The 25,929-nt window shown below is 44.6% G+C and carries 14 protein-coding genes, 1 tRNA gene and 2 pseudogenes; 11 read left to right on the forward strand and 6 right to left on the reverse strand.

Annotated elements, in window-relative coordinates:
• Positions 1-15 precede the first annotated feature (15 nt).
• A pseudogene (locus ACYZ97_RS07705) lies at positions 16-987 on the reverse strand (efflux RND transporter permease subunit); the annotation flags it as partial.
• Positions 988-1,040: 53 nt separating this feature from the next.
• Positions 1,041-2,453, reverse strand: coding sequence for an efflux RND transporter periplasmic adaptor subunit (locus ACYZ97_RS07710; protein ID WP_473297914.1), 1,413 nt, complete (start codon positions 2,451-2,453; stop codon positions 1,041-1,043).
• Between the two features lie 192 nt (positions 2,454-2,645).
• On the opposite strand from ACYZ97_RS07710, the gene ACYZ97_RS07715 reads away from it, so the two are divergent.
• Positions 2,646-3,263 carry a TetR family transcriptional regulator gene (locus ACYZ97_RS07715; protein WP_473297916.1) on the forward strand — a complete coding sequence of 206 codons (618 nt, stop codon included), beginning with the start codon at positions 2,646-2,648 and terminating at the stop codon, positions 3,261-3,263.
• A 16-nt stretch (positions 3,264-3,279) separates the two neighbouring features.
• Here ACYZ97_RS07715 and pgi read toward each other — a convergent pair whose 3' ends face one another.
• Complete coding sequence (gene pgi / locus ACYZ97_RS07720) at positions 3,280-4,926, reverse strand: glucose-6-phosphate isomerase (protein ID WP_473297918.1); 1,647 nt, start codon at positions 4,924-4,926, stop codon at positions 3,280-3,282.
• Between the two features lie 125 nt (positions 4,927-5,051).
• On the opposite strand from pgi, the gene ACYZ97_RS07725 reads away from it, so the two are divergent.
• The 4 genes from ACYZ97_RS07725 (at position 5,052) to ACYZ97_RS07740 (ending at position 10,981) form a co-directional block, all read left to right on the forward strand.
• Positions 5,052-5,663 carry a DUF1287 domain-containing protein gene (locus ACYZ97_RS07725; RefSeq protein WP_473297920.1) on the forward strand — a complete coding sequence of 204 codons (612 nt, stop codon included), beginning with the start codon at positions 5,052-5,054 and terminating at the stop codon, positions 5,661-5,663.
• Positions 5,664-5,959: 296 nt separating this feature from the next.
• Positions 5,960-7,477: a sensor histidine kinase gene (locus ACYZ97_RS07730; RefSeq protein WP_473297921.1), complete on the forward strand. Its 1,518-nt coding sequence runs from the start codon at positions 5,960-5,962 to the stop codon at positions 7,475-7,477.
• 114 nt (positions 7,478-7,591) lie between these two features.
• A tRNA-Arg gene (locus ACYZ97_RS07735) sits at positions 7,592-7,668 on the forward strand.
• Positions 7,669-8,131: 463 nt separating this feature from the next.
• Positions 8,132-10,981: an autotransporter outer membrane beta-barrel domain-containing protein gene (locus ACYZ97_RS07740; RefSeq protein ID WP_473297922.1), complete on the forward strand. Its 2,850-nt coding sequence runs from the start codon at positions 8,132-8,134 to the stop codon at positions 10,979-10,981.
• A 364-nt stretch (positions 10,982-11,345) separates the two neighbouring features.
• Here ACYZ97_RS07740 and ACYZ97_RS07745 read toward each other — a convergent pair whose 3' ends face one another.
• Positions 11,346-17,957: an Ig-like domain-containing protein gene (locus ACYZ97_RS07745; protein WP_473297923.1), complete on the reverse strand. Its 6,612-nt coding sequence runs from the start codon at positions 17,955-17,957 to the stop codon at positions 11,346-11,348.
• A gap of 270 nt (positions 17,958-18,227) precedes the next feature.
• On the opposite strand from ACYZ97_RS07745, the pseudogene ACYZ97_RS07750 reads away from it, so the two are divergent.
• A pseudogene (locus ACYZ97_RS07750) lies at positions 18,228-19,398 on the forward strand (IS3 family transposase).
• 59 nt (positions 19,399-19,457) lie between these two features.
• On the opposite strand, the gene ACYZ97_RS07755 reads toward ACYZ97_RS07750, so the two are convergent.
• Together ACYZ97_RS07755 and ACYZ97_RS07760 are read right to left on the reverse strand one after the other, a co-directional pair.
• Entirely contained in the window at positions 19,458-19,628 is a 171-nt protein-coding gene (locus ACYZ97_RS07755; protein WP_473297924.1) for a hypothetical protein, read from the reverse strand.
• Positions 19,629-20,077: 449 nt separating this feature from the next.
• On the reverse strand, positions 20,078-20,662 hold the full coding sequence (locus ACYZ97_RS07760) for a YqhA family protein (protein WP_473297925.1): 585 nt from the start codon (positions 20,660-20,662) through the stop codon (positions 20,078-20,080).
• Positions 20,663-21,196: 534 nt separating this feature from the next.
• On the opposite strand from ACYZ97_RS07760, the gene ltnD reads away from it, so the two are divergent.
• Genes ltnD through denD form a run of 5 tightly spaced genes read left to right on the forward strand, consistent with a single transcriptional unit; the run spans position 21,197 to position 25,905 of the window.
• Entirely contained in the window at positions 21,197-22,093 is an 897-nt protein-coding gene (ltnD, locus tag ACYZ97_RS07765) for an L-threonate dehydrogenase (protein WP_473297927.1), read from the forward strand.
• 1 nt (position 22,094) lies between these two features.
• On the forward strand, positions 22,095-23,345 hold the full coding sequence (gene otnK / locus ACYZ97_RS07770) for a 3-oxo-tetronate kinase (protein WP_473297928.1): 1,251 nt from the start codon (positions 22,095-22,097) through the stop codon (positions 23,343-23,345).
• A gap of 21 nt (positions 23,346-23,366) precedes the next feature.
• Positions 23,367-24,152, forward strand: coding sequence for a 2-oxo-tetronate isomerase (gene otnI / locus ACYZ97_RS07775; RefSeq protein ID WP_473297930.1), 786 nt, complete (start codon positions 23,367-23,369; stop codon positions 24,150-24,152).
• Positions 24,149-24,916: a DeoR/GlpR family DNA-binding transcription regulator gene (locus ACYZ97_RS07780; RefSeq protein ID WP_473297931.1), complete on the forward strand. Its 768-nt coding sequence runs from the start codon at positions 24,149-24,151 to the stop codon at positions 24,914-24,916. Before otnI ends, ACYZ97_RS07780 begins: the two co-directional genes overlap by 4 nt.
• 23 nt (positions 24,917-24,939) lie before the next feature.
• On the forward strand, positions 24,940-25,905 hold the full coding sequence (denD, locus tag ACYZ97_RS07785; RefSeq protein ID WP_473297933.1) for a D-erythronate dehydrogenase: 966 nt from the start codon (positions 24,940-24,942) through the stop codon (positions 25,903-25,905).
• Positions 25,906-25,929: the final 24 nt, after the last annotated feature.

The following is a 25,929-nucleotide window of genomic DNA, read 5'->3' on the forward strand; positions in this document are numbered from 1 at the left end:
ATTTTCTGTGTCATCCGACACATAGGTAAATCTGGTCGCATCGTAAGGCACAGCATAGCTCACTCCGCTTGGAAACTGGGTACTCAGTCGTGCCATATGTTCTTTAACCGTTTTCATGGTTGAAAATGCATTGGCGCCAGATTGCAAATAAATCATGATCGGTACTTTAGGGGCGCTGTTTAGCTTGGATTCCCCAAAATATTGCTGTGCGCCAAGTTCAATACGTACGACATCACCTAATTTAAGCGAAGCCGCATTTTCATCCGACCGCAAAATAATATTACCGAATTGTTCTGGCGTAATCAGATGCCCCTGCGTAACAGCAGAATAAGTGAAAGCACCAGACGGATCAGGCTTATCGCCGATACGCCCGACCGAATATTGCGCAGTCTGTTCATTCACTGCATTGATCACATCGGTCGACGTCAAACCATATTGTTCAAGCTTATCAGGATGAAGCCAAATACGCATGGAATATTCCATATTGCCAAGAACTTGCACCTCATCAACACCCTTAATATGCTTGAGATCATCAACAACATTCAAAAGTGCATAATGGGCAACCGATGTCTGGTCATAGACTTGCGAATTTGACTGCATCAATACCATGCCGAGAATCGTGGGAGAAGGTTTTACTTCAATACCTAAACGTTGCACCGCTTCAGGTAGGCTTTGAATAGCCTTTTGGACACGATCATTGATGTTACTAATTGCCTGATCTGGGTCTGTTCCCGAGCGGAAGGTGATCGTCAGCCGCATATCCCCTAAAGCATTGCTGGTGGATTGCATATAGATCATGTCCTGCACGCCGTTAATTTGCTGCTCAAGGGGCACAGCAACAGCCTGCGCCACTGTTTCTGCATTCGCCCCTGGATACTGGGCAGAGACAACAACTTTCGGCGGAAAAAGATCTGGATATTGGGCAATCGCATAACCGGAACGTTCATTGGCCGATACATAGGATACCCCGCTTGCTGCTATCACCATAAAAACTAGAATGGCTAATGACCGCAAAGACCACCCTATCAGAAAGCCTCGTTTCATTCAGCGTGCTCCGCTGCGGGTGACGATGCATTTTCTACATCATTCACTTGCGGTTTGTCAGGCGTTACCAGAACCATCGGTTTTTCATCGGGTGATTTCTGGCTGAGATAGACTTGACCGGCTGTAATAACATTCTCACCATCCTCGACACCTTTGATCCGTGTCACGGTCTGCATTTTCGGCGTAGCAGCAGGTGCCTCTGCATCAGCATCTTTCTTGTCTGCTTTCTGATCAGCAGCAGCTTCAACCGGTACCTGCTCCTCATAATGCGATGCAGGTGCCAAGAGCCATGACCGATCCTGCAATTGACGGATCGCTTCAACCGGCCGACGTTCGACAATCAAAAGACGAGAACCGTCTTTTTCCCTCTGTTCCTCTTCTTTGGCCGCTTTCTCTTTCTCCTCATCCGTTGCATCATCCTTCAACGGTGGCGGCGTAACGCCAACATAGACATATTGTCCCTGATTGGTCTGCATTAAAGCTGATTCAGGAATTGTTGTCGCATCGGCCATTTTCAAACCAGTCACAGTCACACGGACAAACATGCCCGGCACCAGACGATGATCCGGATTATCAACAACAGCACGTGCGCCCAATGTTCCGGTTTGCTCGTCAATAGTCGGCGAGGTAAAGTCAACCGTTCCTTCATGCGCGTAATTGGTACCATCTCCCAAATGGATCGTTACCTTGAGATTATCGACCGGTTCACCGCGCTTTTTCATCTCAGCCATCAAATACTTCATTTCCGCAGCTTCACTGTCAGTAAAAGAAAAATTCACATAGACAGGATCACGTTGAGTTATGGTGGTCAGCAAACTGGAAGACGGATCAACGCCGATCAGACTACCTTCAGACACCGCCTCACGGCTTGTCAAACCGCTAATTGGCGCAATCACCTTGGTATATTGCAAATTGAGTTCGGCTGTGCGCAAATCAGCCTGCGCCTGCATCAAAGCGGCGCGATCCGCATCACGCGTTGCAAAAGCCTGATCCCGCTGGGCTGTTGACTGTACTTTCTGTTTGACAAGCTCTTCTGCACGATTGGCATCACGCACCGACTGGTCATAGTTGGCCTGTGCCTGTGCCACTCTGGCGCGTGCAGATTCAACAGCTGCGGCATACTGATCAGGATCGATCTCGAATAGAACATCGCCTTGTTTGACTTCAGAGCCTTCAACAAAATTACGATGCAACATGATTCCACCAACACGGGCACGCACTTCCGTTTCACGGTAGGCAACAACGCGAGCGGCATACTCATAAGAAATCGGAATTTCCTGTTTATGTACGGTTACGGCACTTGCCGGCGTCGGCGGTTGCTTTTTTTCCTCTTGTTTACCACAAGCAACAAGAACAAAGGACATAGCGCCGAGCAACAAGCCGGCAGAGATTTTTTTTGCAATGGTCATACGGAATCGCACCTTCAATATTTTATGCTGTGGCAAAATATACATACATCAATGTTTGTAAATAGGATAAAAGCTGATAAACATCAAATATCAGCAATATTGTGGCACAACAATGAAGATACAAGCTTATCTGACCTTTTTTAATAATATTAAAGTGATAGGCGTAATGGATATAAAAGGAGAAAAACCAATATGCGCCGTACCAAAGCCGAAGCTCAAGAAACACGGGAAACCATTCTTGATGCGGCAGAGCTAAGCTTTCTAGAACTCGGCGTATCAAAAACCTCACTGGATTATATCGCCAAAAAAGCCGGTATCACCCGAGGGGCTATCTATTTTCACTTTCGAGACAAAACCGATATTTTTCGCGCTATCATCGACCGCATCTGTTTTCCTGAGGAAGAACTTGTTACACAAGCAAGCCAAAATGATTCGATAGACCCTATTGATATCATAGAAAAAGCAGCTAACGGTTGTTTTGAAAGCTTTGCAAAAGATGAACAGCAGCAACGTGTCCTGACCATCATCACCTTGCGTTGCGAATATGTCGGCGAATTTTCAGACACCTTGGATCGCCTATATCAAGCGCATAAGGACATGCTTAACCTTTTTGAGCGGCTTTTTGAGATGGCCCGCTTACGCGGAACATTGTCACCGCTCTGGACACCGCAAGATGCCTCACGTATTCTAGTCTCTACAGTAGGCGGAATTATTCATGAATGGCTGCGCATGAACAAAAATTTCGACCTCAATAGTCTTGGCATACGGATTCTCAAAAACCAGCTCGATGCCTTACGCAGCCCTGCCTAGACATAAAATGCCTTACCTAATTGCTGCGCTTGCGAATATGAGCCAGCAGACCAAGAGTCGAACTGTCACGCTCTCCGGCATCCTTTTCACCGCTAACCATCGGCAATAATTCGTTAGCCAACTCCTTGCCAAGTTCCACCCCCCATTGGTCAAAGGAATTGATATTCATCAACACGCCCTCGACAAAAACACGATGTTCATAAAGCGCAATTAAACGCCCTAAAGCATACGGCGTAAGACTATCTTGTATCATCATGACAGATGGGCGGTTGCCATTAAAGCTTTTATGTGGACATAAATTTTCAGCGCCAATTTTATCGACACCCTGTGCATCCAAAATCGTTCGCGCCTCTTCAACACTACGGCCTTTCATCAATGCTTCTGCTTGTGCCAGACAATTAGCGACCAACATATCATGCTGGCATTTCAAATTGGCCTCATGACCATTGACCGAAACAATAAACTCAACCGGGATAATGTCGGTACCTTGATGTAAAAGCTGAAAAAAAGCGTGTTGGCCATTCGTACCAGGCTCACCCCAGACAACGGGGCCAGTTGGAAAACGGCAAGGCATACCATCCAGTGTAATATGCTTGCCATTCGACTCCATATCCAGCTGCTGCAAATAGGCTGGAAAACGCGAAAGACGCTGTTCATAAGGAATAACCGCACGGCTTGGGTAGCCAAGAACAACACGATGCCAAAATCCCAAAAGCCCCAAAGTTACAGGTATATTTGCATTAAACGGGGCATTCAAAAAGTGCTGGTCCATTGCATGGGCTCCTGCCAGAAACTGGCGGAAGGCTTTTGCACCAATTGCCAGCATAACAGGCAGGCCAATAGCCGACCAGACAGAATAACGTCCGCCAACCCAATTCCAAAAACCAAAAACCCGCGATGAATCAATACCGAAATCAGCAACCTTATCGAGTGCACTCGATACAGCGACAAAATGTCTGGAAACAGCAAAGTCACCCAATTTTGCCGTCAGCCATTGACGAGCAACACGCGCATTGGCCATTGTCTCGGCTGTTGTAAAGGTTTTGGAAGCAACAATGACCAATGTTGTTTCCGGATCAAGCGAAGACAATGTATCAACAATATGAGCAGCATCAACATTGGAAACAAAGTGGCAGCGCGGGCCATTATGATAAGGACGTAGTGCCAAAGTCGCCATTGCCGGTCCAAGGTCCGAGCCACCTATACCGATATTGACCACATCGGTAATTATCTTGCCTGATTCTCCCTTATAATCACCACTTCTCACGCTATCTGTAAACTTTTCCATACGGGCCAATACATCATGCACCTGTGCAACAACATTCTGACCACCTAATATCAACTCATTAGTCTCAGGCATACGCAAGGCCACATGAAGCACCGATCGTTTTTCCGTAATATTGATCGGTTCTCCAGCAAACATTGCCGCCCGCCGTCCGTCCAAATCGGCTGCATGAAGCAATTCATCAAACAACGCCATCGTATAACTACTGACGCCACATTTGGAGAAATCTACAAGCAGATCCTCATGGATAATTGAAAACCGTTCAAAGCGTTGCGCATCAGCCTTAAAGGCCGACCGGATGTCGCATACACTCTCTTGTGCAGCGTGCTCCTTTAAAGCTTGCAATATCTTGTTAAACTGCACCTCATTACGTGCCATGGGCTGACTCCTGATTGTCCATCCTATTTACGAAAAATGGCCGCACAAGAAAAGAGCTTTATCTCATCAAGTCATATAATCGCCACTTTTATTGAACCATTGGGCCTTTTGCCAAAGGCAGACCGATGATAACCAACCGACGCTCCCTACTCATTTCAGCAGCTTCCCTTATAGCGTTGCCATATTTTGCGTATGCACAACCCCTTCCTTCTTCTCCGGCACAACGATTGATAAGAGAGGCGAGGAAACAGATCGGCATCACCACGATTTATGATGGCCGTTACGAGAAAATTGCATATCCCAATGGCGACATTAACCGAGAATACGGTGTCTGCACCGATGTGATCATTCGCGCTTATCGTGATGCCTTCAATTTTGATCTACAAAAAACCGTTCATGAAGATATGAAAGGGAATTTTGCAGTCTACCCCAAAATGTGGGGGCTGACAGCAACGGACAGCAACATAGACCACCGCCGTGTACCCAATCTACAAACCTATTTTACCCGTCAAAAAGCCAAAATCAGTGATAAACTTGTTCTGGATAATCTTGAAGCGGGTGATCTTGTGACCGTGAATGTCCCTGGAAACCGTCCACATATTATGATGGTATCAGACCGGGTAAAGTCAGACGGACAACCATTGGTCATTCACAATATCGGCCGCGGCACAAGAGAAGAAGACTTTCTTACAACCTTCCCCGCTACCGGCCATTACCGTTTCTTTCCAACAAGTTGATTGCCGACTATTCAGCCAACGCGGCCTCTGCAAGTTCACGATCAAAGCAGACACTTTTTCCCACCTTCGGTTTGACAAAACGACTGAGCAGTAAATAGGTAACCAGTACCAAGAGCTAATATGCTTGCCAGCCCACAGCTAAAAGCAACGCTGCTCAAACTTGTGCCAACAAGATATAAAACAATCCAAAAGAGTTTCATGAACAGCTGATAAATAAATGAACAAAAAACATTTTGCTGTTGAAGATGAACGCGCTAATATGTAAGTGTTCTCATTAGTTTTCATCAGGCATTTTTATGACAGCAGAAGAAGATAGTCGGGCGCAAACAGGGGCCGCCCAGCAGCCGGCACTGGAATATCGGCCTGTACGAATTCCTATTTATAATCGTTTGCGCACAAAACTATTATTATTGATTGCCCTTTCAGTTTTTATTACTGAAGTCATGGTTTTTATGCCCTCTATCGCCAACATGCGTCAGCGCTGGCTGGAAGACCGCCATCAGGCCGCCGAAGCCATTGCACTTATTCTGGCAAATGAAAACATGCAGCCGGCTAATAATAAATTAAGTGACAATATCCTTGAAATAACCGACGCATTGGTCATCAGCGTCAATGAAAAGGAAAAATCACATGAACTCGCCGTCAATCATCATCCCGACCACATTGACGAGGTTATAGATTTAACACAATTCTCTGAAACTCAAGCCATTTTGAGCAGTCTGGGAACACTCTTTAGCAACCGCGAAAAGATCATGCGCATCAGCGGACCGATCAGCGGACAGAACATAATTCTCGACATGACCATTTCTGACCGCCACTTACGCAAAGCCATGATCGAGTTTGCCTGGTATTTTATTTTCATTTCTCTGACTATTGCCATTGTTGCGGCAACACTAATCTATCTGATTGTACACGAATTACTGGTACGCCCTCTTCAAAACATCTATGAGAACATGCTTGATTTCGTCAAAGAACCTGACAATCCAAGCCGTATCATGCTGCCCGAACAACGGCGTGACGAAGTCGGGGGAATCCAACGACGCATTGCTGCAGTTGAAACCGAACTGCAACGCAATTCTGTGCGCCAGAAACATCTGGCCAATCTTGGTCTTGCCGTTTCCAAAATCAATCATGACATGCGCAATATCCTAAGTTCGGCACAACTAATGTCCGACCATCTTTCAACGATTAAAGACCCTATGGTTCAAAAATTGGCACCTAAATTAATACGGGCTATAGATCGTGCAGTCAGTTACAGCCAAAGCGTCATCACCTATGGCCGCACACAGGAAACACCACCCCAGAAACAGAAACTGCGCCTGCGAATATTAGTAGCGGAAGTCTGGGACGCAATTGCCTTGCCTGGCTCAGATCAGGTGGAGTTCAGAAATTTTGTCCCCGAGAATTTTGAAATTGACGCTGATAGCGAACAACTCAACCGTGTTATCACCAATCTTTGCCGTAACGCCATAACTGCTATGACAACAATTGGCCAGCAAGATGACTGTGCAGTCAAGCGGGTAACAATTACTGCAGGGCGTATCGGCACTACCTCGATCATTGATATAGAAGATACTGGTCCAGGCATGCCGGCCAAAGCCAAAGAATACCTTTTTTCGCCGTTTCAAGGTTCATCGAGCCATAATGGCAGTGGTCTAGGATTGGCCATCTGTGAAGAGTTGATACGTGCCCATGGCGGCACAATCAAACTGATGGAAGATGGCCAACTGGGCACCCATTTTGAAATCCGCATACCTGATATGCCAACATCATTGGCTAAATGGCGAAAAAACCGTGAAAGTAAGTCGGCATAAGACACTGCGCCCGTCATTATGATCAATTTAAATCTGTTTTTTTCAAATCCAGACTTGCAATTCTATGAAAGACCGATTAGGAACCGCTCTGCATGTATTTATTATGTTGCATACGCACCCGTAGCTCAGCTGGATAGAGCACCAGACTACGAATCTGGGGGTCAGGAGTTCGAATCTCTTCGGGTGCGCCACCTTTTTCAAGCTATCCCATTCTTTTGTTGGATATTTCATTATTTCTCAGCTTGAGTATCTTTAATAGCCGCTGATCAGGACTGCATTCAGGACAAAGTACAACTTGAAAGCCTCACGGAATTTGAAGACGGGCAATATCAGTTATCAAACCACCAGAACTGGATGAATATAGATCATCTATTGACAGCTCAAAGACATTTTTTTAACCATATCAATAACTTTTAATTTCATGCCCTATCAATTAGTTTAATATCAAACCGCCCCCCCCACAAAAAAAGAATGACAGCGAATTTATTGGGGAAACAATCAGAGATTGTGGACAAAACCAAAGGTCCATGCAAAACCGAGACAAGTTTTGTATGTCCAAATGTGTGTGATGAGTGAATGAGTATGTGTATTCAGTTAGTGTTTGCATTCTTTAGACGGCAGATCATATCTATTTTTTGTTTAGGTTGCTTATGCTTGCCTTTTCTAGGCACATCATTATACGCACAAGTCGTCACTGTCGGGACAAATGATAATATATCATTAAGCAACCAGTCCATCGACACGACATCAACCAAACCGACAGCCATTATCATTCAATCCAATGGTAAACTTAGGCTCGGAGATTCCAACAATGCGACCAGTATCAATTTAAAATATGGAAGCAACACCGGTATTAATGTGCAAGGATCAAGCGCGAACTTAACTGTAGATAATGTCCAGTTCAAAGCTATGGGCACCAATTCCATTGGAGTTAAATCAGATGGCAACTCAAATATCGAGATAGATAATTCGTCATTTATCTTTGATGCAACCGCTGGAAGTAGTATCGGCGTTCAAGGCAAAGATAATCAGAGTTTAACTATAAACGCTACAAACTTCGAGATGAACGGCCAAGCGTCTATGGCTATAGTGTCCACTGGCTCTACCGATATTCATATCGAAGGCGGTACGATCACGATGAATGGTACAAACTCAAGAGGCGTATCTTCCCAACCAAATAGTACAATTACACTGGCCCGTGGCGCAAAAATAAGAATGAACAATGCAAGTTCCCACGGCATAGAACTTTTTAACTCAAGTATTGTTATTTTTGTTGGATCGGGCATTCCCTCTCCCGTAACTGATGATCAATTTGATATTATTACTATCGGTAAAAATTCAAATGCAGCTATGCTCACAGGTGGATATTTAGTACTCTCTGCTACGAACCTAAAAACATTAGGAGATAACTCGAGCGGTATTTATGCAGGAGCCAACTCTTTTGTTCTATTTGATGGAGCTAATATTATTACTGAAGGTAAGAATGCGAAAGGAGTGGTCAGTGACGGTTCTGCAACAATTCAAATTATCAACGGTTCAGTAATACGAACACAAGGGATAGATTCGCATGGTATCGCAGCTGTAACGGGATCAAAAAATACAGCTGGGAATTATGATATCTATATGCAAAATGGCAGCATTGAAACCACAGGCAACAACGCCTATGGTGTTCGTGCCTCAACCGGCGGTAAGATAAAAATAGAAGATGTATCCATCCGTACAAATGGCGATAAAGCTTATGGCTTGACTGCAAATACGTCGAGCACCCCTGCAGGGCAAAGTTATGTTGACGCCATAAATGCAAATGTCATAACCACCGGATCCGCTGCCACCGGCGTTTTGGCAACCGGCGGCATAATATCCCTTACAGGCACCACAGTCGTTGCGGTTGACACAACTAAAAATAGCTACGCGCTACATTCCAGCGGCGATAAGTCGCTTATTACCTCAACAAACGCATCTGGAATAGTAATACCTTCCCAGTATGCAATTACTGGTGATCTAGTTGCCGATAAAAAGGGAACCATTGATCTCCACATGTCCGATGGCTCGATTTTAACAGGCAATACCAATAAGGAAAAAGAAGGAACTGGGACAGCGAGCCTTGGTACCATAAAACTCTCTATTGATGGCGAAAACAGCCATTGGCAAATGTGGAAAAGTTCCAATGTAACAGATCTGGAACTTGGCAATAACGCCAAAGTTTCATTGGGCGATCAAAATACCGTAGCCACAACAGCCAATAAAGTTACTTTATCGGTCGATAACCTTTCGGGCAATTCTACATTTAACCTTCGCTCTGACATGGCCCCTACATCTTTGATTGGCGATCTTATCGAAGTGCGGGCTAGCAGCACGGGATCACACAAAATAGTATTTACCGACAATCGCACAGGTGGCTATACAGGTCAGGAAGAATTGAAAGTCGTTGACTTTACTGGTCCCAACCAATCAGACAACAACGCAATCTTTACAAGCGCAGGCGCTGATGTGGGACCTTATATTTACGGCTTAAACCAACATGCAGACGGCAATTGGTATCTATCGGATGGCAAATCTACACAAAAACCACCATTGACGAACACAGCAATGAATACCGTCAATTTCCTCAATTCGAATTATTATCTTGGCTTTATCGCCAACCAAACCCTGTTACAACGCATGGGCAAACTTCATCATTCCCCAGAAATGGATGGAGATATCTGGATACATAGCTTTGGTGGCGGCTTGGACCATTTCAAAAACAACCGTCTATCTGACTTCGATATGACCTATTGGAGCGTTCAGGGTGGCATTGATAAGCGTATCGAGCTAAACAATAGCGCTGCTGATTTATTTGTTGGCTTAATGGCGGGATATACCAAGGGTGATATTAACTTCAAGGTTGGGGATGGAGATGCCAAACAATATCATATTGGTGCATATGCAACCTATAAGCATCCTAATGGTTTCTACGTTGATGCACTTGCCAAATATCTGCGCACAGAAAATGACTTTAATACCAAAACAATAAATGGTTACCATGTGAATGGCGATGGTGACATGGATGGCTATGCACTGGGAGCAGAGATCGGCCAGCGTTTTTATCGGGAACATGACACAAAAGTCGGCATGTATATCGAACCACAGGCCCAATTGACATGGACACATATGCGCAGCGCGACAATCTCTTCTAGCAACGGGCTTCACACTAGGCTCGGCAGCTATGACAGCATGCTCGGACGCGCCAGCGCAGTGTTTGGATATTCACTTGTCAATAATAAAAATCCGGTCGATCTTTACTTCAAGACAGGCTATCTGAAAGAATTTGACGGTAAAACAGACTACACATTTAACCATACCTTCCGTGAAAATTATGATTTTGACACAGGTTGGTGGGATAACGGAATCGGTATGAATGTTCAGTTTTACCAAAACAAGCAGTTTTATATGGATGCCAATTATGCAGCCGGTGGCGCATTCAATTCATGGCAATTCAATATCGGGTTCAAACAAAAACTTTAATCTCTTACCCCACCCAATAACCGTTATTTGTCAGTAAAATATAATCTCTGTTATAAGCACTAATATAACAGATTGCTTAGTCTTGACTACAGCTGTTTCTGCATTGCCCATTTAAAAGATAGTATGATCCAAGGCACAGCCATATGGGTAACATTGCAGATTTCAAGAACTGGCCAAATTCAATGGCCTTCCTGATCAACATTTTGTTGATATACACAAAAGTATGAAAAGCAATACAATCATAGATCTTCTGACCTTTTCCCTTGCATTCATAATGGAAATAACAAAACTCTGGCTCTTAAAAATAACTAGTCTGGATTAAAAATATAATTGATGGAAAGGTGGATATGAATGGCCCCTAGATTTATAAGAGTGAGAGGATGGTGAACCTAATCTTGTCAGTTGCTGCTGGATAGCCATTGACAGTGGCTCTCGCCCAGATAAAACCAATGCCAGTTGCATGGATATTTGATTTTGTGTAGCCAAATTCATTGGTCAATGATGTTTTCGGTGAGAAAAACCCTAATCCAAGACCAATGCCTGATACATTCCAGTTAATTTGAACATTATCTACACGTTGATCACCGTCATAAACAACGACTTCTAGAGCGGTGGATGCTAAAAGTCTAATTTCCAGCAAGGCTGGCTTTATCAATTCAACACGATACTGGGGCACAATTTCAAGTGTTATATCCTGTTCAAGTTCAGGATGACCAGCAACATTTGCCCGTAGCGTGATGGAACCCGCACGTTTGGTTATAAATTGAGTTGAGCTATTACCCATTGCATCTGTATATGTTGAAGCGTTGGAGAACGATCCTTCACCGATGCCTGAAACAACACTCCAATTGATTTGCTGCCCAGTCACATTGCTCAAGCCATCTTGTAGATTGGCTGTAAGGGTGAATGCCTGCCATGTATTGATATTATTGGCATTGCTTGTCAGTGTAAATTTATAATCGGGACTTATCTTAATGGCAGAACTTTCAGCATAAACAGATGTGTCATTAGTAACGGTGCCACGAATAATAACCCTATCTTTGCCACTGCTTGGTGTGTAAATAACACTGGCTGTTCCGTCATTGCCAGTTTGTGATTGTAGGCGGTCAAGATCGGAAATGTTGCCTCCTTGAATACTCCATATGATATTTTGACCGGGCAGGCGTTGTGTACCATCACGTAAGGTGACGGAAGCGGTAATAGGTTCGCCCGTTTTGCCGCTAGGTGTGATGGCATTGAAGCTCAATTGGTAGTCAGGATTAACAAAAATACCATAAATTGCATAAACAGACGGATCACTGGCCAGCTCCACGCGAACAATAATATCACCTGTAGCACTGGCTGTCAGTGTATTGTCTGTTTTTCCTATGCCATTTGTTGTGGTTTGTGCGCTCTGCAACGCACCTTTGCCGCCACTGTCGTTGCGAATGATCCAGTTGAGCTTTGTATTGATACTGGCGCCTGTACCGTCCTGAACGGTTGCGGTCAATGCAGCTGTACCACCTGTCTTGATCGTGTCGGCTGAACTCTGCAACTGAATACGATAAACGGCACCGACTGTGATGCTGATTTCCTGATAAACGCTGGCGTCATCATCAAAGGTGGCGCGTATTTTAAGATTTCCAATGCTTGTCGGGGTAAAAATCGTATTGGCACGGCCATCATCGGCTGTCGTTGTCAATGCACTTGAAAAGGTTCCATTATTGCTGCTCCAACGGATAGCTTTGCCAGCAAGATTGGTATTGCCATCGGTAACATGGACACGAATATTACTAGTCTCTCCGGCAGCAATAGTTGCCGGATTGGGCTTGAGTGTGAGGTTATATCTTGGCGTAATAGTGAGCGTTTTTTCTATTGTAACCACATTGCTACTCGCTAATGTGGCGCGTATTTTTACAATCCCCCCTTTGGTTGCGGTAAAGAGTGCCGTTGCAAGGCCATCATTATTGGTCATACTGTTGCTGCGGTTGATGACTCCGTTACCTTTGGCGGCTGTTGTCTCTATACTCCAGTCAATGTAGCTGTTGGCAACAGGGCTGTCACCATCTTTTAGACGAGCTGTAATTGTGGTGGATGCACCATTATCAAGTGTGATTGTATCGGTATTCAATTCAATTGAATAGACGGGTACGATAACGAATGTAAAATCTGCATGCGTTGTGTCGTTAATAAGGCTGGCTGTGACTGTTACCGTACCACTTTTTTGGGCGTTGAATGTTGTTGTGGTCTTACCATCCGATCCGGTTACTGAAGCAGTATTGTCCAATGTAGCTTTACCGGTACTGTTGTTTGAAATTGTCCAATTAATTGTAGTATTGTCAACTGGCGTTGCACCATCGAATAAAGTTGCTGTTAAAACAGCATTTTGGTTGTTACTGATGGAAGTGGAAGGTGCATTGAGGTTTAGCTTATAGTCGGGGGTGACCTTTAAAGTGATTGTATTGATGATAGAAGGATCATCATCAAGTGTGGCTTGAAGAACAATATCACCGGCCTTGCGCGTTGTAATTTTAGCCAGCGCTATGCCATCACTTTGTGTTTGGCTCTGATTGACGTCAAGTGTCGCACTGTCACCACCACTGATAATTTGCCAGTTGATTTTGGCACCATTTTTTCCTTGTCGGCCATCAAGGAGAAAGGCTGTCAGTGAGAAACTATCGCCGTTTTTTACTTGCTTCACATTGGAGGATAAGGAAAGCTGATAGTTTGGTGATACAGTAATCGGTGGTGTTGTGGCGAATACAGAAGTGCCATCCAGTGTTGCTGTGATACGAGCCTGCCCAGAGAGGAAGGGGGTAAAATTGACAAAGCTTGTGCCACTCGCATTGGTTTGTGTTGTTGTTGACGACAACCCACTATTTGCGCTAGCAGGATCAACCGACCAGTAAATGGTTTGTCCTGAAACCGGTTGAGTGCCGTCTTTCAAGGCCACTTCATAAAGGCCGCTTTGACTATTTTGCAATACGGTTGCAGCACTTGAAAAACTGAGAGTATAGTTGGGCTGAATAACAACTGTTATATCGGCAAAAATAGCCGGATTATTCTTTAAAGAGACATGCAGAATGACATTCCCGGATTTGTTAAGTTGGAATGTATTTTGTGTCTGCCCAGTTGATCCGGTGGTGGTTTCAGCATTGATAAAACTGCCGTTGCCTGTTGAACCGGATAAGACTGTCCAGACCAAAACCTCACCGGCATTGGAGCCAGAACCATTTGTTAGTAGGGCACTCAAGACGATGGGAACACCATTTTGCGGTGAGGATGTGGAAGATGAAAGTGTCAGGTTAAAGCCTTCGGTGACTTCCAGATTCAGCTGTTGGTGGATCGTTACATCTTCAACAAGACTTGCTGTCACAGTGACATGACCTGCTGTTTGCGACTTGAATTTGGTTGTTGCCACACCATTTTGATCCGTTGTGCTTTGTGTTGCTGTGACAGTGCCAGCGGTGGCTTCCCATTTGATAGCTTTGCCGCTGATAAGAGAATTACCATCTTTTAAAACTGCGCTCAGCTCAAGTTCACCATTTGGGCCAACAGTTGAAGATTGCGAGGTTAACAGCAGCTTATACTTTGGCGCGATTGTCAGTGTAATATCTTTTGTGAGTGATGGAAAACCGGGGATTGATGCGCGCAATGTTATGATTCCGCCTTTGGTCGCGGTCAAAGCAACGCTGGCAATGCCATTTGATTCTGTTTGTGAGGTTGTGCGATCAAGCGTGGCCAAGCCGGTACTACCGTTGACAATTTCCCAATTCACACTTTGGTTGGCAATGGGGGTTGAGAGATCTTTAACCTCCAGATGGAGTGTTGTTGTATCGCCAGTATTGAGAGCGGTTAAGTCGGCACTCAATACTGCATTCAGACTAGGCGCGACCGTAATAATTTGCTCTTTTTTGATTGTTGGTGTGCTAGCAAGGCTGGCTTGTACCGTGATGTTGCCGCCTTTGGATGCAGTTAATCCATTATCGGCAATGCCATTGCTATTGCTGATAGAAGAAGAAGCATTTAATGTACCATCACCATTTTTTTCTGTAATGAGCCAATTGATAACTTGTCCTGAAATTGGTGTCGGTCCATCATAGATTGTTGCATGGAGTGGCAACGTTGCACCATTGTCAATGATGGGATTATCAACATTAAAAACAAGCCGGTAGTTGTTGTCGATGTTAATCGTTTTGGAAATAGTTGCTACCGGATCATCCTGATAGGTTAATGTGATGGTTATCGTGCCAGATTTTGTGCTCTGGAATGTTACGCTTGATTCACCATTGGCGTTAGTTTTCGTAGCATTGCTGAAATTGCCGTTTTCCTGTGGTGAGACATTCCACAATAATGTACCATTGGCAACCGGCAGGCCACCATTGGTTATTTTTGATGTCAGTGTAACGGCTTCACCAGCACGAAGAGTAATTGTTGCCGGATTGATGCTCAAAGCATAATCCATTGTGACATTGATCTCAATAATCTGGCTATAGATTACGGTTGTTCCGGCTTTGATAATCAACTTTGCCTGTTTGGCTGTTCCTGCAAGCCAACTTAAGGTTGCTTTACCTGTGCCATCTGTTGTGGCAATCGATGTTTGCAAGCTGCCGCCGCCTTCAACAATATCCAGTGTCAGTGTTGCATTGGCTATGGGAAGGTTGTTATTGGTCAATACGGCATCAAAGGTTAAAAGTTGTCCAGCTACAGCTACAATAGGTTGTTGGCTGATGGCAATTTTATAGGATGATTGCACATTAAAATGAATTGTCTCGCTTTTAGGGGTTGGTAAACTGGCGGTGACAATAAGCGAAACAGCACTGTCCGTTGAGGATGCCAGATATTTCAGCGTGCCTTCGCCGTGTGCATCAGTTGTGACAGATGCCAGTGAAAGCGTTCCATCACCATTTTCGATATTAAGTTTAAGTTGAATATTGGGGACTGGAAGGTTGCCATTTTTCAAAACAGCCTTGATGTTGATATCGTCGCCCGGCTTGATAACGGCCGGCGTTGATGTCAATGTCAGAGAATAAGCATGATTGAGCTGGATGGTGATATCCTTTTCAACCAAAATGTTTGAGCCTTGACCAGCTTTGATGTGAAGGGTGCTGTCATTAATACCGGCTTGCCATTTTAGTTCTGCATAGCCGTTTGAATCTGCTGTTGCCTGACCAGTTATGATCGTGCCATCACCTGAGACCAGCTGCAGCTCTATCGGCAGATTGCCGACCGGTTGGCCATTTTGTGTCAGCTTAGCCTTAACCGTTACGATTTCGCCTGCCGAAGGATTGGGCGGGCTTGTCTCAAGCGTGAGTGCATAATTGCCACTTGAAGCTGGCGCAACTTTGATGGTCATTGTTTTTTTCAGTGCCGGATACCCCTTTAAGGATACGGCAACCTGATAATTGCCTCCAGCCAATAAGAGTGTATCTAGAATGGCCTTGCCTTCACCCATCGCATTGGTGAATTGATCACCACTAATCGTACCGGTCGGAGAAATCGACCATACAATTTCTTCTCCACTAACAGCCACGCCATTGTTCGACAAATGGGTGGTAAGATTGACTTTTTCACCTTTAATCGGATTTTGATTGTCAACATTAAAATCAAGTTTATAGCCGGACTGAGTGGGCAAGACTTTTATCGTGGCAGTATCTGATATTGCAGTTTGCCCTTTTTGGTTGGTGAGCGTAACGCGAGCCGTATAGAGATTGTCTCCTCCTGCTACGTAAGCAGGCATCTGGAAACGGCCAGCTGTCATATCGGAACTGATCAGATAGGATGCAGCGCTGCCTTGCCATTCGACAGAAATAAGATTGGCACGTGAACGCGCATTGAAAGGCAGTACAAGCATACCGCCACCGGCAATTTCATAATTCGATTCACCAAGAAATACTTTGAAGGCCTTGTCACGATATTCGAGAATAATATTATTCTCACGATCAATAAAATCATGCCGGGAGCCTTGCACTGTACGCATCGCATTGACATGTGATACGTTGAATTGTTCGTCAAAGGGAACGCCGAAACGATAGGTCATACCGACCTTGAATTCTGTCTGTTGCTGTCCATCTTCACTATGACGCTGTGCAATAGATGTCGTGAGAGCTGGAACGGGCGTATATTCAAGTCCGTATGACCAGACCTTGGGGTCTTTGCTCAGGTGATTGGCGTTAAAGACACCGACATCATTGCCAAACCATTGTGTAAAACTGCCTGTAAAAGCAACCTGGCGATAACTAGGAACATAGCCTTTAACGTGTATATCCCAGCCTTCAGCCGGGCGTTCTTCCATGAAAGCATTATCAAAATCCGGCGATGTTTTCCAACTTGATAGCGGTAGATAATAATTGGTTGAAAGTTTCAGCCAGTCATATTGCATTTCAAGACCCGTTCCGGCACGTTGGTGAGAACGGGTAAAGTCATAATCGAAAAATAGATTATAACCGAGCATCAGATCACCACTGTTATAGTCCTGAGCTTTGGGGTCTGTGCCGGTCGCATAGGGGAACCAACGTTGCCCAAGACCGAAATTGCCAATCCAGCGATCTTTGTCACTGCTATTGATCGAACGAAGACCGATCTGGGTGAACACTGTTGTGTAGGCATTGTCATAAAGCGGTAGCAGAATATCACCTTCACCGCCGATATGTCCCTTATCGTCAACATTGAAATTGATCCGTGCCTGCCCCTTATCTGAAAGATGGAGGATGGATTGGCCAATCCATTTGTTGAGGGCGCTTGTACCAAGATTAAGCCCCCAATTTGTCAAACGCTGGTTTGGATCATCATGATCGGAATCATTTACAGCAACGCCACCAAGATAAAGATCCTGGGAACCATATAAATACGGTGTGGTTTCAGAATTCACACTATTATAGGTAGAAAGAGAAGAAGGGAGGGCAAGTTGTGCCGATGCTGATAAAGAGAAAAATAGGCTAAGAAAAAGTCCATATATCAAGATCAATGAAGATGATCGTAAACTTATAAAGGACATTCCAACCCTCCCAGATCAAAGAATATCTATGCAACTTAAGCTACACGATTCGCACCAAGAATAGGGAAATATTCATTGATGAGTCAATACGCCGAGAGAGACGTTTTAATTTTGTTCCGCGCCAGCGCCTTTGAGACGAAATTGATATAATTGCTAAGAGAGGATTTCTGTCTCATTAACAGCTTTAAAATGATATGCTCCCCGAAAATGGCCTGATTTAAAACTGTAATTTTCCACTTATGATAAGACTTGTTATGAGAGGAAGATTTAATGAAGAGATCGAAATTTACAGATAGCCAGATAGCGTTTATTTTGCCTCAGGCAGATGAAGGTACAGCAGTTGCAAAGGTTTGCCGTAAAGCAGATATATCGGAGGCAACCTTTTATAATTGGCGCAAGCGTTTTGGTGATATGTCGCCATCTGAGGTTCGCCAACTGCGTCAACTTGAGGATCGATGCTGGATAAGTCATGGATCCAGTGAATCGATGACCCAGCGTAGCAACTCTTGCTTGAAGAATATTGTTGCGATCTAACTTTGGGCAAAGCGATGTCGCAGGATGCTATCAAGCGAAAGCTCTGATCTCAGGCGTCGTCGTGAGCTTGTCGATTGGTCAAAAGCTGTGGACAAGTTTATATACACCGCGCCTGTTCGGTCTTTCTTTTGGAAGAGCGAATTTATTGCTACAAGTCAAAACGTGGCACACAGGCCGAATTAAAACAACGCATCAAAGAGATTACTGAGACGCGTGTGCGTTATGGCTACCGCCATATTCAGGTTCTTTTGCGTTGTGAAGGGCGTGAAGTGAATGCTAAGCGTGTTTATAGGCATAAAGAGGCAAGGCACAATTTACGCAATAAGACACCAAAACGCCATATAAAGGCCAAGCGGCGTGTTGATCGTATGAATGCAACCCACAATAAGCAGGTGTAAGCGGTTGTTTTTGTGCATGACCAATTAGCGACTGGTAGAAAGTTACGCATTCTGACAATTCTGGATATCTGGTCACGATTTACACCTGTGATTGATCCCCGGTTAAACTACAAAGGAGAAGATGTCATTAGAACGCTGGATCGTACCTGCAAGCAATATGGTTATTCCAAAGGTCATTCGTGTTGATAATGGCTCTGAGTTTATCTCTCGGGATATAGATCTATGGGCCTATCAAAACCACGTCACGCTTGACTTTTCGCGGCCTGACAACCCCACGGATAATGCGTTCATGGAAAGCTTCAACGGCAAATTCCGGCAGGAATGTCTGAATACACATTGGTTCATGAGCTTTGACGACGCGGCAAAAAATAGACAATTGGCATAGAGACTATAATGAATACCGCCCTCACAGCGCTATTGGCAATAAGCCGCCGATACCACTGCTGAATCTCCCTGACCAGTCATCCGGCCAGAGAGACTTGAAAAACAGAAATTTCAGTTCTGGGTGAGATTGAAAAGGGTGCGCGCCACAAGGTCATCAGCCTATATAAAACAGTATATAATACCATTAAAACAAGCAAGAAAAAATGAGAACGCAACTGATTGCTGCATAAGCAAGCACACTTAAAAAAATAACTGTTTTTCTATTATTTTCAGCCACGATGAACTTATATTTATCATCCTTTTGAAGCTTCAAATATTGCTCACTATCGTCATGAAAAAGATCAAGATTCGCCATTCTAACTTCCTTGCTATGCTATATATTAATTTTATATAAACCATATATACAGAATGAATCTTGTGCGAAGCTTAAGCGCATTAGCAGAGCCCTTAAACTGAGGACTCATCAATCACTTAAAATAAACGATTGTTTCAACGATACATATTGCTGAAAAGGAGGTGTGAGAATATCACCCGTAGCAGGTACATACGCAGCCAATCCTTAAGTTCATCAAACAACCTTATCTTATGATGCTGGTAATAAGTTTTTTTTGCCAAGGATGTTTTCTATCCCACTTCTTTTTCGTACCGAAATAAAAACTTAAGGGTCTTGCCTAGCCTTATGACAAATAAGGCTAGGCAAGACCCTTAAGTTCAAAAACTGCTTTTTTCACCATAAACGTCTTACATATTTCCAACCAACAAGACGGTTAAGTTTCCAGAGGCTACCCATTAAATTATAAAGAACTATAAATCGATTCCATAATCATCTTCGGCATATTTTTTCTCAACAATATGACTTACCCAGTCCATCAACGATAGAAAAAAGCCTGAAGCAATAAAAGTTAAATGTAAAACAATGTACCAAAAAACCTTATTGCTATTAACTGAGGAATCTCCCAATGGAGAAAGGTTCTTATCAATGTTCAAAAATATTTGCAAAAGATGAATCGATGATATGGCAATAATAGTCGCAGCAATCTTAACCTTAAGAGAACCGGCATCCATCATTCTCATACGCCTAACAGCATCTTTATTAGTTGAGAAATGATTAACAAAATTCTCATAACTTGAAACAATGACCATAATAACGACACTCGCAATCAAAGCGGCATCAATCAAGCCAAGGATCCCGAGAATCGTCTCATTGCTATCTTTCGAAAAAATATGACTCGCAAACACCCATAATCTTTGAGTGAAATAAACCGCGTAAACAGCAAGAGCTGTTGCAAGACCAGCATAAAAAGCTACCAAAATCCAACGTGAAAAAAGTATTGCTGCCTCTATAAGATGAGAAAGATTTCCACTGAATTTATTAAATTTATTTAACAAAACAAATACCCCATAATCGACGACCATATTGAATATGGACTAACTTGACCCAATGTTAAAATTATACATCTCTTATATGCGCGTAACATTCTGAAAATAATATTCTAATTCAATTAGAACAAACATTTATATTTTCATTTTTTCTAACTTAACTGAAGAATTTGCATTGAATTCTTTTAAACAAAAAGCCTTCATCGCCCCAATTCACCAAGCGCAAAAATCATCTTATTTTTCAATCAAAGAACCCTCATACAATAAAAAAAATATGTTGCAAACAAAAAAAACTTAAAACTAACACGTGAATGTGCCTCTCAGGGCATATCAAAATAAGCAAAATTTATATCCTTACCCCATAGAAAGCGCTCAACACAAATTCAAAAATTGCATAATTTTTCAAACTGAAAAAATCACATATTTTACCATCAAAATTGCATAATTTTGTTATATTTTGTTATGTTTTGTAAAATTATGTTTGCAATTTATGATCCCTCACGCCTAATATGAATTTACAGAAGCTGGGGAGGCTAATGAAAAATGCTGAAATATCATGTGTGCATAGCTGGACTTGGCTCAATGGGCATGGGTGTTGCACGCTCATGTATCGCCGCAGGTTTATCAACTTATGGTGTCGATCTGGATCCGGAAAAATGCCAAATGCTCATCAAGTCCGGTGCCAAAGATGCCAGCTCAACTTGTTCTGCGGCCGATCAACTTGATGCACTCGTTGTTTTGGTTGTAAATGCAAACCAGTGCAAAGCCGTCCTTTTTGGTGAAAATGGCCTCGCTCAAAAAATGAAGCCAGGCGCAGTTGTTATGGTCTCTTCAACCATATCGGCCAAAGACGCAAAAGAAATCGCCAATAAACTTGAAGCAAATAATCTGCTCGTGCTTGATGCACCTATCTCAGGCGGTGCAGCTAAAGCGGCCAGTGGCGAAATAACCGTTATGGCATCGGGCAAAAAACAAGCGTTCGAGGCACTTCAACCGGTTCTTGAGGCTGCAGCCTCAAAAGTTTATAACATCGGGGAAGAAATCGGTCTGGGCTCTACAGTCAAAATAATTCATCAGCTCCTCGCCGGCGTCCATATTGCTGCAGGTGCAGAAGCAATGGCGCTTGCTGCACGATCAGGTATTGCTCTAGACATCATGTATGATATCGTCACCAATGCAGCCGGCAACAGCTGGATGTTTGAAAACCGTATGAAGCATGTTGTCGATGGCGACTACACCCCCAAATCCGCTGTTGATATTTTTGTCAAGGATCTGCGGCTGGTAACAGAAACAGGTCTGGATCTTAAGTTTCCGCTACCTCTTGCCACCACGGCCTATTCCATGTTTGCCAATGCCTCCAATGCCGGTTTCGGCCATGAAGACGATGCTGCCGTCATCAAGACATTTGCAGGTATAACATTACCTGAAGGAGAAGCCTGATATGCGTCTTGGCATCATTGCGGATGATTTTACCGGAGCAACGGATATTGCTGGTTTTCTAGTCAGTAACGGATTACGTACTATTCAGCTCAACGGCATTCCAGAAAACAACATCTCCATTGATGCAGATGCTGTTGTCATCAGCCTCAAAAGCCGCTCCTGTGCGGTTGAAAAAGCCATCAATGACAGTCTTGCAGCCCTAAACTGGCTAAAAAAGCACAACTGCCAGCAGTTCTTCTTTAAATATTGCTCGACTTTCGATAGCACTCCGAAAGGCAATATCGGTCCTGTCACCGATGCACTTCTTGATGCATTGGACGAGAATTTTACCGTTATTTGTCCCGTTTTGCCGGTAAATGGCCGTACCATTTATCAAGGCTATCTTTTCGTCAATGGCGTACCACTCAATGAATCCGGCATGCGCCACCATCCTGTCACGCCAATGACTGATAGTAACATCATGCGTTGGATGGAAGCTCAGTCCAAGGGACGAGCCGGCAACATTCCAAACACAGTCATTGATCAAGGCAGTGATGCCGTCAAAAAAGCACTGGAAGCACTCCAATCGGAGGGCATCAATTATGCTGTTCTTGATGCCCTTAATGACCATCATATCGAAATTTTAGGACAAGCCGTTGCTGATATGAAGCTCGTCACAGGCGGCTCTGGCCTCGCCGATGGCATGGCACGCGCATGGACTGACCTGCATGGCGATGTTAAACTGGCGGAAGCCGCCGGCGCTCCAGTTACAGGACGCACCATTATCATTTCTGGCTCCTGCTCACAAATGACCAATGCACAGGTTGCCGCCTATCGTCAGGAAGCACCATCATTCGCCATAGATATTTCCCGCACCATAGATGATACCGCCTATATCGACGAGGTGGTCAACTGGGTGCTTTCTCAAAAAGACGATGTATTGCCTCCCCTTGTCTATGCCACCATGCCGCCACAGGCCCTGCAGGAAGTCCAGCAGAAATATGGTGCCGAATGCAGTAGTCAAGCGATTGAACAACTCTTCGGCAATCTGGCGCAGAGACTCGAAGCGGAAGGCTTTACGCGTTTTATCGTTGCCGGCGGGGAAACATCCGGCTCAGTTACACAGGCGCTCGCTATTGACGGTTTCGCTATCGGTCCGCAAATCGCCCCCGGTGTACCTTGGGTTCGTTCCATTGGAAAATCACTCTCATTAGCGCTCAAATCAGGCAATTTCGGACATGAGCGCTTTTTCTTCGATGCCCAGCAATTTTGATAATGTATAAGGATAAATGATATGCCGCGTTTTGCCGCCAATCTGTCCATGATGTTTACCGAAGTACTGTTTATGGAACGTTTCAAATGTGCCGCTGATGCCGGCTTTGATGCGGTCGAGTTTCTTTTCCCTTATGATTATCCGCCTGAAGTTGTGGCTGCAGAACTTGAAAAAAATAAACTCACCCAGGCGCTTTTTAACATGCCTCCCGGCAAATGGGATGAGGGCGAACGCGGTATGGCCGCCATTCCCGGTCGAGAACAAGAGTTTCGGGACAATGTCGATATAGCCTTGCGTTATGCCTTGGCATTAAATTGCAAGCTGCTTCATGCCATGTCAGGCCTTGTCAACGGGCTTGATCGTCAGTCCTGCGAAAAAACCTTTATCGAAAATTTCCGCTATGCTGCCGACAAATTGGCCCCCCATGGTATAACACTACTGACGGAGCCGATTAACACACGCAACATGCCCGGCTATTTTATCAATCATCAGTTGGATGCCGTTGCCCTGCTTGAAAAAGTCGACCGCCCCAATGTTTCGGTTCAATATGATCTCTATCACGCCCAGATCATGGACGGAGATCTGACACGCTTGAGCGAGAAAATGATAGGCAAATTCGCTCATGTCCAGATTGCCTCGGTACCTGAGCGCCATGAACCCGATGAAGGTGAACTCAATTTCCCGCATCTTTTTAATGTGCTCGATAAAATCGGCTATGAAGGCTGGATTGGCTGCGAATATAATCCGCGGGGTATAACCCAGGAAGGACTTGACTGGTTTGCTCCCTATCGGACCCGCAAGTTATGATACCTGCAGAACGTCAAGCGATGATTATCGGCCACCTTTCAGGGCGGGGTGTTTTAAGTATCGCTGAAATAGCCTCTTTATTGGGCGTTTCACAAATGACGGTGCGCCGAGATATCCGCTCGCTTGAAAAACAGGGGCGTGCGTGCGCCGTTGTCGGTGGCGTACAATTACCGGGACGCATTCTTACGGAGCCTTCGCATCTGATCAAATCAGAACTATTCCATGCACAGAAGGAAGCCATTGGCCGCTATGCAGCCTCTATGATCAAGCCAGATATGATAGTCTATCTTGACGCAGGTACAACCATTCTGGAAATCGCCCGCTGCCTTGCCGGACGCCATAATATCACTGTCGTTACCAATGATTTCGTCATTGCAGCCTTTCTGTCGCAAGAAAGCAAATGCAAACTCTTTCATACCGGCGGCGAAGTCGAACGCAACAATCAGTCCTGTGTCGGCTTTGCTGCAAGTGACACTATTCACCAGTTCAACTTTGATCTGGCATTTTTATCGACATCATCTTTCGGACCAGATGGTATTTCAACACCATTTGAAAACAAAATCCCCATCAAACGCGCTGTAGCACAATGCTCGACCCATTGTGTTCTAGCAACCGACAGCAGCAAATATGGTTTGGTTGGCACCTTCAATGCCTTAAAGCTTGATGCTCTGGATACTGTTATTTCAGACAATGATCTGTCGCAAAGCGCACGCGACATCATCATCAAATGCGGGGTCAAATTGCATCTTGTCGATGCAATCTAGGCCTCTATCCAAGGAGATATACAATGAAGAAAATTATCGTAACAGGCGGTGCCGGCTTTCTTGGCAGTCGTTTGATCAAAGCTTTGCTAGCCGCTAAGGACAAAGGCGATTTTTTTGACTTTGACCATATTCTTTCACTTGATCTTGCACCGTCACCCGTCAACGACAAACGAGTGCAATCGATGACCGGCGATATTGCCGATCCCGATTTCATCCGTACAGCTGTCACAAAAGGAACGGTTGCAATCTATCACATGGCCGCAGTTTTAAGCGGCCAGTCAGAAGCCGAATTCGATACAGGCATGCGTGTTAATGTCGATGGCACTCGCGCCTTACTTGAAGCCGCACGCGCAACAGAAGAACAGCCGCGATTTATCTTCACCTCGTCATTGGCGGTATTTGGCGGAGAAATGCCGGATGTTGTACCTGAAACATTGGCACTATTACCACAATCTTCCTACGGTGCCGAAAAGGCCATTGGCGAAATATTGGTCGGTGACTATTCACGCAAAGGCTTTATCGATGGCCGCGTCTGTCGTCTGCCGACCATTGTTGTCCGTCCAGGGAAACCGAATTCAGCCGCATCATCCTTTGCCAGCGGCATCATAAGAGAACCGCTAGCAGGTGTAAAATCAAACAATCCTGTACCACCACAAACACGCATGTGGTTGTCATCACCCGATGCAGCTGTTCGCAATCTCGTCCATGCCGTTCATGTCGATGGCAGCGCCCTTGGCATCAACCGTATACTCAACCTTCCCGGAATTTGTGTTACCGTGCGTGAAATGCTTGACAGCCTTGAGCGTATTGCCGGTACAAATGTGCGGGCACTGGTTGACGAGCAGCTCGAACAACGTGTGATTGATATTGTCTGCTCGTGGCCAGGTGAATTCGATGTCACACGTCCGCTCAAACTTGGCTTTGTCAGTGACAGCAATTTCGATGCCGTCATTTGCCAGTACCGAGATGAATTTGTCACCAAGTCCTAATCCATCAACCGCAGCCATACGCTA

This window comes from Bartonella sp. bp_1 (genome assembly GCF_055808085.1).